Below are 11,361 nucleotides of genomic sequence, written 5' to 3' on the forward strand. Positions count from 1 at the left end.
CATAAGATCATGTTTTGCTTAACTTAATGACATTGGAGAAAGAGTATGAAACGTTTTAAGAAATTATCCACCACTTTTTTGACAACTGTACTACTGGCCTGTAATACGATCACCAGTCCGGGGTTTAACGTATGGGCACAGGAAGAAAAGATTCCTATAGACAATCCATCGGATGTTGGTAAATCCATCGAAGAACCGGTTGAAGAAACAATTGTTCCAGAAGAGCCAGAAGTAGAAGAACCGGTGGTCAATGAGCCGAGTCAAAATCATGAAGTTTCAATACCACAAACCACCGCAGAAGAACCAGTTGAACAAGAACAATTTCCTGCCTTTGAAAAGTCCATCGATATAAAAGATGGACCAACGGTAAAAGTAAATGCACCTTCTGGTGCATTTCCACAGGGGATACAAGTGGATATCCAAAAAGTAGATGTCAATACGATTTATGATCTTCTATATGCACAGGATGAAACCATCAAAAAGGAAGAGGTAATCGCGCTTGATTTTGATTTCTATACAGAGAACTTGCATCATATAGAACCAAAACAAAAGATATCCATTACCCTGCAAAATCTGGATCTATCCAAAGATACAAAAGCCACTTTGTATCATTTACCAGATAAAAATGCTAAGCCTGAAAAAGAAGAACTTGCAACGTTCGATAGCAATAAAAAAATAATTACATTTGAAAGTTCCTCCTTCAGTATTTACGCTTTGATAGTATCCCATACAGAAACAAACGAGACTATCCGGCCGGAAGCTGTAGTTACACCGGAAGAACAGCCGGCAGAAGAAGTTGAAGAACCATCCAGTTCAACCGATTACTATGATTCTTCCATCAATTTAGCACCCGGTACCAGTGATGCTTATTATGGTGGTGAAATTATAACAGTCTATGACAACATTTCTATATCCGGAAACAATACCGTTGTACCCGAAGGCGCTTATACCATTGTCTCCTTACCAAAGGCATCGTTTCAAAAACCAAGAGAAAGTGAAGTTTCCACGTCCTTTGACAAATTTAAGAACTTAGAAATCAAAGAAACGGATACCGATTATCAGATTGTCTTAACGTATAAGACCTTATATGGCGGCTACAATGGGGGTACTCCCCTACGTGTAAAGCTTATACCGGGACAAGTTATCAATAATTCACAACATATAATCACCCAACAGTTCTTTAATAAAGATGGTAAAAAATTGACACAGGACAGTACCCAGATCATTAAGGCCAAGGCCACTATCGAAAGGTTGCCACGTAATGCTTTTGGAACATCACAATTGATTAAAGAAGTGGATTCTGATTTTGTGATCAAAGAAGGTACGTATGTGGATTTTATAGCCTATTACAACAGTGTTAATTGGAATGAAAATGATCCACGTGATAGACGCCTATATGCGACGATTCCCGAGGGAACCAAGGTGAAAGAAAATACGGGCTGGATGTATGAGCCAGAAACGAATCGATATTATAGAGATATTCCTAGAGATAAGTTTAATGATGGATATGATAATACTCTAAGAAGATATAATACATATTATCGAACAATTACCTTGGATCTGGGCGGCATTGATTTATCCAGTTATGATGCCTCCAACAAGTCAAAAAAATTTAGAGTCGATTTTAGTGTACAGCCGGTTGTCAATGGTATCGTCCAAAATGATTTAGGACCAAATACTGGTTACTGCAGTATACCTTATTATGTCTTAAAAGAAGTACCCAAACCAAAACCAACTGGTGCCAGTCCTGATTGGCGAAATAGTAAATATGAAAAAATCATTGATAAAGATTATCAATCGATTGATGGGTCATATAGAGCAATCGAGAATCAACTTATGTACACGACCATTTCCTATAATAAGGATTATTTGTATACACATCGTATGCGCTATACTTTAAAAAATATCAGCAACTGGTCTTTATCGAATGCCAATAGAGAAGATGAGAGTATTCGCGAATTGACCATCAAAGATTCCAGGGTGGATATCAGTTCTTATGTGGAACCGCATCAAATTCGTTTAATGGTGATAGGTTTAAATGAGGAATATGCGAAATGGATGAAGGAGCAATTAACCGGAACAAAAGCGTATGGAATTACTTCATCCGGACAAAAGGTGCTGATCAGTGATAATGTACCGATCCATATAGATTTTTCCTATGACGCTTCTTTTGATGGTGAAGATTGGCAGACACTTTCAAACACAGAAAATTATATAAAAGTAGAATTTGTTTATCCCAATGGTGGAGTGACTTTGAAAGGGAAAGATCAAATCGAACGCTGCAAGTATGCCATCTATTCGGATGTCATTGGCCGTGTAAAAGAATCTACTTACCAAACTTTAAAAGAAAAACTCGATGCACACCAAGAGGCATCGGTGGAACGCGGTTACGATTATGGGAATACCTCGATTACAACCAGATACTATAAGTTTGCCGATGATACTGAGCTTACTTCCACAAATGATAGTCGTCAATCTGTCTCGACCTATGATATTATTCGCATGCAGATGGAAAAAATTACTTGTTATGCTAATCTATCTATCGAAAATGGAAGCCAGTTTTTTGCCAACGATAAAATTTCTACAAGGGTGGCATACAGACATTTTAGGATCGGAAATTTTTCTGAGGCAACAGAGCCGAAAAATTTATATGTTTATTATTTAGTCCCGGATGGACTAGAACCCATAAAAAATACAATTACATTTGAAAGTGTCGAAGTCATTCGTGGATATAGAGATGGCATGAATTTAGTTATCGCCAAGCCAAAATCCATAAATATACCCAAGCTAAATAGAACGTTGAATCAAAAGCTGGAAAATTGGATCTATTTGAACTTTACCGTCACAACTCGACTGGATATTGGAAAATATACTATATATTCTTGTATGTCTTACGATAATAATAAGATTGGTGTGGATCCAAACGGCAATCAATATGGGATTCTACAAGATTCGACACCAAGTGGGGTATGGAGTACGATCTTAAAAGATGGAGCCAATCGACCAGATGATCCGACAAAGTTTACAAATTTTAATTCTTCTTCCTTTACCATCTATCCGCCAAAGGTTATATCATCTATCAAGGAAGTGAAGTTGACTTCGGAGCCGGATTCCAAATATGCCTCCTCTCTTGGCAGCAAGGCAACGATTGGGGATAATATTGATTATCGATGGGTACTAAAGAATAACTCCAATGCACCGATCGATCAGCTGGAAATTCTAGATATCTTACCGGATAAGGGGGATCATGCGATTGTTCATAACGATCTTGGTGAGTATCCGGCTCGTGGTTCTTCATTTACAACACCGCTTCTTTCCATAGAGGACAATAGTAAATTTGATTATTACTATTCAACGGATCCGGTTAAACAAACGACACAGGAAAACTATAAGGCCAACTGGTCAAGCTCGGCCGATGATATGAGCAAGGTCACGATGATCAAGGCTGTCCTAAAGAAAGGACAAACGATACCGGTGGGAGAAAATGCGTATATCGTTACACACAATCAAATTGTCAATGATCCTAAGATTCAGGATGGAGACAAGGCATATAACTCCTTTGCGTATACTTTGAATGAGGGAACATCTTTTATGGAAGCTTTGCGAACCGAAGTGCAGGTAACGTATCCAAAACGAGATGTATTAGTGGAAAAAGTGAACATAGAAGATGATTCGTATAAATTATTTGGGGCCACTTTTAATCTATACGAAGAAGGTACCGGAGAAAATGGAAGTGATACGCTGATTTTGTCCGATATTACAACAAACCATGATGGAATTGCCACACTTCCGAATTTATTTATTGGTAAGAAATATTATCTTCAGGAAGTTACAGCACCGGAGGGGTATGTAAAATCGGATGCGAAGACATACTTTACAGTCAAGGAACTGGAAAATGATGGGGACGTACAAAAGATCGTGATTCAAAATGATGTACCAAGAACAACGATGCGTCTTCAAAAAGAATGGATTGGACCGCAAAATGCTCAGGAAGTGTCGGTTCATATTTTGGCCAATGAGAAGGATACAGGTCAAACGGTAGTCTTAAAGGCAGCCGATGGTTGGAAAACAAGTGTCGAAAACTTACCAGTCAATGATAAAAACGGAAATCCTATCGCCTATTCCATTCAAGAGGAAGCAGGAAAGAATTATACATCATCTGTTCGTGGTGATATGGAAAACGGTTTTGTCGTTACGAATATAAATACAGAGAAACGGGAAATAGCTGTTTCTAAAGTTTGGATTGGGCCGAAACAGGACTTTGTACAAGTTACGCTTGTCAAAGATGGAACTTTAACGGATCAGACTTTGACCTTGCAGGAAGCGAATGAATGGAAGTCTTCTTTTAAGAATCTGATCAAATACGATCCAAGAGATGGGCATGAAATTGTTTACAGTATACAGGAACAAGAATTATCGGATTATTCTTCCTCAGTACAAGGGGATATGATTGAAGGTTTTGTACTAACAAATACCAACATCAGCACTCGTACGATTACAGTAACCAAGAAATGGGTAGGTCAAGAAGGAAAATCTGCGACCATCGTTTTATGCCAGGATGACAAGACTCTACAAACGGTGGTAATGACAAAAGAAAGCGGATGGACATATGCGTTTGAAGACTTACCGATGTATGATCCAATAGATGGTCATAAGATACAGTATGATGTCTTAGAACAAGAACAAGAGGGTTACACTTGCACAATGCAGGGAAACATGGATGAAGGTTTTGTGATTACCAATACACAGAATGCACCTTCTTATTCTAAGCAAAAGAAGTCTTCTACACCAACCAGTGAATCCTTTGGTTCTACTACGGTTATTGTCTTGGCTGTCACAAGCATTGTGATGTTGATTGTGCTCTGGTTTATCAAACGAAAAGGGTTCTAATAGAAAGATGGTAGGATGGCTCTGCCATCTTTCTTCTTTAACGTTGGTATTTCATACGTTTTATTCCCCTAAAGTTTTCGAAAAACAGTTGAAATGAAAAAGGGAGTTTGCTATAATTCTTTTGGTTGTTGCTCAGGAAGGGAGGTTATCAAATGCCAAAGGTAGTTCTTAAAGAGAACGAACAGCTTGATGATGCATTAAGAAGATTCAAGCGTCAGGTATCTCGAAACGGCACCCTTGCTGAGGCCCGAAAAAGAGAATTTTACGTAAAACCAGGTGTGCGCAGAAAGTTAAAATCTGAAGCTGCACGTAAAGCACGTAGAGGAAAATAAGAATCTGCATTATGCAGATTTTTTTATATTAGGAGAAGCATATGGCATTTAAAACGATCGATTTATCAAATTATGATGTAAACGCAATACAGATCTTTGTAGGAAATCAGGATGTACACCTGCAGGTGCTCCGTAAAGCTTTTAAAACGGACTTTATCCTTCGAGATCAGCAGCTCAAGTTTGATTCAGAACAATTTGATGAGATTCAACAAGTAGTTTCTACCTGTTTTGATTTAATCGAATCCAAGCATAAGTTAAATGAACAAGATGTAAACTATCTTTGTCGTTTGGCAAAGAATCATCAGCTAGATCAATTTGATCTCAGTCATTTACAGCCGATCGCGAAGACCAAGTCCGGTAAGTTGATCTATCCAAAGACTTTAGGACAGGCTATCTTATGTGATGCGTTTTTCCATAACGATATTATTTTTGCTTCCGGTGTGGCCGGTACCGGTAAAACCTATCTTGCGGTCTGCTATGCAGTCATGCAGCTCAAGAAAGAAGAAGTGGAAAAGATTATTCTGACTAGACCTGCCGTAGAAGCCGGAGAATCACTTGGTTTCTTGCCAGGGGATATGAAGGATAAGGTCGATCCGTATCTTCGTCCTTTATACGATGCTTTATATGATATGTTAGGTGTGGAAACCGTAGAACGATTCATGGAAAAACAAGTCATCGAAGTGGCGCCATTGGCCTTTATGCGTGGGCGAACATTGAATAAAGCTGTCGTAATCTTAGATGAAGCACAAAATACGACACAGGCACAGATGAAGATGTTTTTGACGCGTATGGGTCAAAATGCACAAATGATCATCAACGGAGATGTCACACAGATCGATTTGATTCGAAAAGAGCAGTCGGGGCTTGTACAGGCTACACAAATCTTAAAGGGAATCGATCGTATTGCCTTTGTACAGATGAGTGCGGATGATGTAGTGCGACATCCGCTTGTACAAAAGATCATTGAACGATATGAGACAATTGAAAATTAAAAGTCTTTAGGCTATACTAGAAAGGTATTTGAGGTGAAAAGAAACTATGGGAAGACATTTTGAAGTTCGTGCTGCTGCCATGCAGAAAACAGCGAACCAGAAAGCTAAGATCTATTCAAGATATTCAAAAGAAATTTTGGTAGCTGCCAAAAACGGGGATCCAAACCCGGATATGAACCAGACTTTAAAGAAAGCCATTGAACGTGCAAAAGCGAATAACGTTCCGGCTGATGTTATCAAACGAGCGATCGATAAGGCAAAATCCAGTGCCGACGAAAATTATTCCAGTGCCCGTTATGAAGGCTTTGGTTCCGGTGGTGGAAGTACCATTATCATTGATTGTTTGACGGATAATCCTAATCGTACGATTGCAAACCTTCGTGCCTGCTTCAACAAAAGCCATGCGAAATTAGGCGTTGGTGGATCTGTAAGCTTTGGGTATGAACATTTAGGTGTTATCGTAATTCAGTACGATGATGAAGAAGCGATGATGGATTGTCTGATCAGTAAAGATATCGATCTAAAAGAAATCGAAATTGAAGATGGATATATGACAATTACAGTTGATCCGACACAGTTGGATGATGCCAAAGAAGCTGTGGAAGAATTGATTCCGGGTGTTAAGTTTGAAATCCTAGAAAATAAGATGGTTCCAAACGAAACAGTTTCTTTAGAAGGAGAAGATTTGGATTTGTTCAAACGCCTTGTGACATTGTTGGATGATGTAGATGATGTACAGAACGTATATCATAATGTAGATAATTTAAACTAATTCGTTGAAGAAGAGAAATCTGTAAAACAGATGTAGAGAAGATCTGGCTGGTGAAAAGATCGGATGGGTTACAGATGGGACACTTTGGAGAAATCAGTGAAAAGCTGATCGTTGGTCGCGTTAAGACATAAGTGCATACACTTTGTGTATGAAGTAAGGTGGTACCGCGTGAAAACGTCCTTATATAAGGGCGTTTTTTATTTTATAGAAAGAAAGGTGAAACTATGTCGTACCAGATACCAAGAGGATGTCAGGATATTCTTCCTGAACAAAGCTATGCCTGGCAAAGCTTAGAGAGAACATTAAGAGAATTCTGTTATTTGTATAACTATGATGAGATTCGTACACCAATTTTTGAACACACGAATGTATTTAAAAGAGAAAATGATTCCAGTGATATGGTCAATAAGGAAATGTACACCTTCAAACTGGAGAACTCAAAAACTTCGTTAACGATTCGTCCGGAAGGAACTGCCGGTGTCGTTCGTTCCTTTGTCGAAAATAAGATGTATGCCAATCCGGATCTTCCTGTTAAGTTATATTATATGGGCCCAATGGCAAGACATGAACGCCCGCAAAAGGGAAGACTTCGTATCTTTAATCAGTTTGGCGTAGAATGTCTGGGAAATAAAAGTCCTTATACGGATGTAGAAACCATTGCTTTGGCTTTTTCTATTTTAAAGGCTTTAGGCTTACAGGACTTAAAGGTTTGTTTGAATACTTTAGGCGATGATGATTCCAGAGCTAATTACCGACAGGCATTAAAAGATTATTTTGCACCCTACAAAGAGGAATTATGCTCGGATTGTAAACGTCGTTATGAACAAAATCCTTTGCGTATTTTAGACTGTAAGGTGGATAAAGACAAAGAGTGCATGAAACATGTACCAAAAATGAAAGATTACTTAAACGAGGAAAGTAAGTCTTATTTTGATACAGTTTGTGCATTATTGGATGAACTGGAGATTCCCTATGAAATTGATGATCAACTGGTGCGTGGTTTAGATTACTATACACACACTGTATTTGAGATCGTTTCTTTAAATAAAGAAATGGGCGCACAATCCACTGTTTTGGCAGGGGGCCGCTATGATGGTTTAATTCCATATTTTGGTGGACCGGAAGCCATGAGCGGTATCGGTTGGGCCTTAGGAATGGAGCGTTTACTGATTGCTTTGGAAGCAGAAGGAATCGAACTAGGCCAAAAACCGGATCTGGATGTCTTTGTGATGTGTCTGGATGAAGAGGCCAGAACGTATGCTTTTAAAGCCCTAACAGAGCTAAGAGCCTATGGATATCGCTGTGAAATGGATATGTTAGGACGTGGTTTTAAGGGGCAGTTTAAGGCAGCGGATCGAAGTCATGCACAATTTGCTTTGTTGTTGGGAAATAAGGAAGCACAGGATCAGACAATCACGATCAAAAACCTGAAAGAGAAAACGCAGGAAACTATTGCGCGTGAAACGTTGATTGGCTATGTGGATGCCCACATGGAAGAAGAACATGAACATCATCACCAGGAGGAAGAGGAATGAAACGAACACATTCAAACGGAGAACTTCGACTAAGCCATGTTGGTCAGCACGTGGATTTAGTCGGATGGGTTTCTAAAAAAAGAAACTTCGGACAGTTAAATTTTATCGATTTGCGGGATCGCAGTGGAATTTGCCAACTGCTTTTTGATGAAACATTCAGTGAGACTTTAAAAAATGTGCGTAACGAATATGTATTATCGGTTTCCGGAACGGTCGTAGAACGAAAGGATAAGAATCCGGATTTGGCAACCGGCGATATTGAAGTACAGGTTGATCAAGTAACGGTTGTCAATGAGGCAAAAACGACGCCTTTGATCATTGCCGACGAAACCGATGCTTTAGAAGATACACGCTTAGAGTATCGTTATTTGGATCTAAGACGTCCGATTATGCAAAAGAAATTGATGATGCGTCATCAGATTACACGAAGTATGCGTGATTACTTAGACAACCATGCCTTTATTGAAATCGAAACACCAATGCTTGGAAAAAGTACACCGGAAGGAGCTCGTGACTATTTAGTGCCAAGCCGCGTACATCCGGGAAGTTTCTATGCATTACCACAATCACCACAGCTTTATAAACAGCTTTTAATGATCAGTGGCTTTGAGCGCTATTATCAGTTTGCGCGTTGTTTTCGTGATGAAGATTTAAGAGCCGATCGTCAGACCGACTTTACACAGGTTGATATTGAAACCAGCTTCTTAACCGAAAACGAAATTTTGACCATGATGGAAGAAATGATGAAGAAGCTGATGAAGGAAGTCAAAGGCTTGGATATTGAAACTCCATTCCTACGTCTGACTTATAAAGAGGCAATGAATCGTTATGGTAGCGATAAACCAGACAATCGATTTGGATTGGAATTACAGGAAATCACATCTATTTTTGAACATACAGAATTTGGTGTCTTTAAATCAGTTGTCGAAGCCAAAGGAAGCATCAAAGCCATTGTTGTACCAGATTTTGCCCATATCACCAGAAAACAAATCGATGCCTTTACCAACCTTGCGAAAAAGAATGGAGCCAAAGGGCTTGTAGTTTTAAAAGCCATAGATCAAGATTTAACTGGTTCGGCTCGTAAATTTTTGTCAGATGATGAAGTAAAAGCATTATATGAAACTTTAAATCTAAAGGATCAGGATTGTGTATTTATCGTTAGTGATACATGGTCTAGAACTTGTACTGTTCTTGGTGCCCTGCGTAATGAAATTGGTATACAGCTTGGATTAAAGAAAAAGAATGAATTTTCATTCTTGTGGGTTACGGAATTTCCAATGTTTGAATATTCAGAAGAGTTAGGGCGTTATCAGGCACTTCATCATCCATTTACACAGCCAATGGAAGAAGATATTTCCTTATTGGATACCGATATTGAAGCGGTTCGTGCCAATGCGTATGATATCGTTTTAAATGGATATGAATTGGGCGGAGGAAGCCTTCGTATCTATGACAACAAGCTGCAGGAGAAAATCTTTGAATTGTTAGGTTTTACTGAAGAACAGATCAAAGATAAATTCGGCTTCTTTATCGATGCCTTCCAATATGGTACACCACCACATGGAGGATTGGCCTTTGGTTTGGATCGTATTGCGATGATTTTAACAGAAAGTGACTCCATTCGTGATGTTATCGCATTCCCGAAAAATGCCAATGCGAAATGTCCGATGTCCAAAGCACCGACACCGGTTGATCAGGCACAGTTAAAAGAGTTGCACATTCAGATTACAGAAAAAGAGAAAGTCGAAGACTAATTTTCAATTCAGGGACACAACCATGAAATGCATGGTAAGTGTCCTTTTATTGTTTATTTCTTGTAGAGCAAATGTTATTGCATATATAAGATAAACGATTGTTTTTGATTTTTACAAAATCCGTTTCCTTGAGAATGAAATGTATATTCGATTCACTTGGGAGTTCAACTATAAAAACAATCATTTTTGTCGGCAAAAAAGGAATAAACATAGCTATTCTAAAATGTCAAGACTTGCTTTATTTGTCAAAGTCGGCTATGATGAAACTGCCCAAGGACAACGCATTTTTCCTACACTTTGAGATAAGGGAGACCGGACGTTGTTATTTTGTGTTGAAGACCCGCTACGAGTGGGGATCCTAAGACTTAACACAGGTCACCCACCTGTACACACAGGGAAAGATCTCAGCTCCTTGGGACTTTTTTTATAAAACAAGGGATAGATTAAATACAGGGGACTATATGACATAAATGATGTCGAATTATGATTTATACTGAAATCATAGAAAGAAGGTATATTCATGAGTGAAATTTTTACCTGTATGATGATCGATCCCTATTTTTGTATCTTAGCCATCCTGCAGTTCGTATCCTGGATTGGCTTTGGAGCAGCTACGATATGGGGTATACATAAAGTATTGTTTGATAGAAAAGATGAGTGTTATGAATAGAAAAGAAGAATTTATTGAAACTTATAAAAAATATATTCAACGGGATGGATCCCAAGAGTTTTTAGACTATTTATGCAGCGCAAAATCTGATTTTTTCACAGCGCCGGCCAGTACTCGCTTTCATGGCAATTATCCCGGCGGCCTGGTCGATCATAGCCTGCACGTATTTAGCTGTTTAAAAGATTATTTAAGCCGAAACCGGGTCAAAGATGTTTATGGTATGGAGTATAGTGATGAATCGATTGCGATTGTCAGCTTGCTTCATGATGTCTGCAAGATCAATGTCTATAAAGAAAGTGTTCGCAATAAAAAAGTCAATGGGGAATGGGTACAGGTTCCTTTCTATGAATTTGATGACAAGATGCCTTACGGTCATGGTGAAAAAAGCGTATATATGATCACGCCATTTATGAAAC

8 protein-coding genes and 1 other annotated feature are annotated in these 11,361 nt (G+C 38.8%); all 8 genes read left to right on the top strand.

The features are described from left to right. Positions 1-45: 45 nt before the first annotated feature. On the top strand, positions 46-4,890 hold the full coding sequence (locus tag U0M88_RS09710) for a Cna B-type domain-containing protein (protein WP_331869686.1): 4,845 nt from the start codon (positions 46-48) through the stop codon (positions 4,888-4,890). Positions 4,891-5,042: 152 nt separating this feature from the next. Beyond that, entirely contained in the window at positions 5,043-5,222 is a 180-nt protein-coding gene (gene rpsU, locus U0M88_RS09715) for a 30S ribosomal protein S21 (RefSeq protein ID WP_016318853.1), read from the top strand. A gap of 41 nt (positions 5,223-5,263) precedes the next feature. Then, positions 5,264-6,214 carry a PhoH family protein gene (locus U0M88_RS09720; protein WP_272000551.1) on the top strand — a complete coding sequence of 317 codons (951 nt, stop codon included), beginning with the start codon at positions 5,264-5,266 and terminating at the stop codon, positions 6,212-6,214. A 46-nt stretch (positions 6,215-6,260) separates the two neighbouring features. After that, the gene (locus U0M88_RS09725; RefSeq protein ID WP_168964520.1) at positions 6,261-6,986 is read left to right on the top strand and encodes a YebC/PmpR family DNA-binding transcriptional regulator; all 726 of its coding nucleotides are present in this window, start codon (positions 6,261-6,263) and stop codon (positions 6,984-6,986) included. After that, positions 6,982-7,171, top strand: a binding site (T-box leader). Its footprint overlaps the gene before it by 5 nt. 39 nt (positions 7,172-7,210) lie before the next feature. Next, positions 7,211-8,521 (top strand): histidine--tRNA ligase, encoded by a 1,311-nt coding sequence (gene hisS, locus U0M88_RS09730; protein WP_331869687.1) that lies wholly within the window; start codon positions 7,211-7,213, stop codon positions 8,519-8,521. Further along, positions 8,518-10,275, top strand: coding sequence for an aspartate--tRNA ligase (gene aspS / locus U0M88_RS09735; protein ID WP_331869688.1), 1,758 nt, complete (start codon positions 8,518-8,520; stop codon positions 10,273-10,275). The genes hisS and aspS overlap by 4 nt, the downstream gene beginning before the upstream one ends. Positions 10,276-10,795: 520 nt before the next feature. Further along, entirely contained in the window at positions 10,796-10,945 is a 150-nt protein-coding gene (locus tag U0M88_RS09740; RefSeq protein WP_168964523.1) for a hypothetical protein, read from the top strand. Beyond that, a partial coding sequence (locus U0M88_RS09745) for a hydrolase (protein ID WP_331869689.1) occupies positions 10,938-11,361 on the top strand: 424 nt, incomplete at its 3' end. The genes U0M88_RS09740 and U0M88_RS09745, both read left to right, overlap by 8 nt.

It is taken from the genome of Faecalicoccus sp., from assembly GCF_036552745.1.
In the GTDB taxonomy this organism is placed as follows: domain Bacteria; phylum Bacillota_I; class Bacilli_A; order Erysipelotrichales; family Erysipelotrichaceae; genus Faecalicoccus.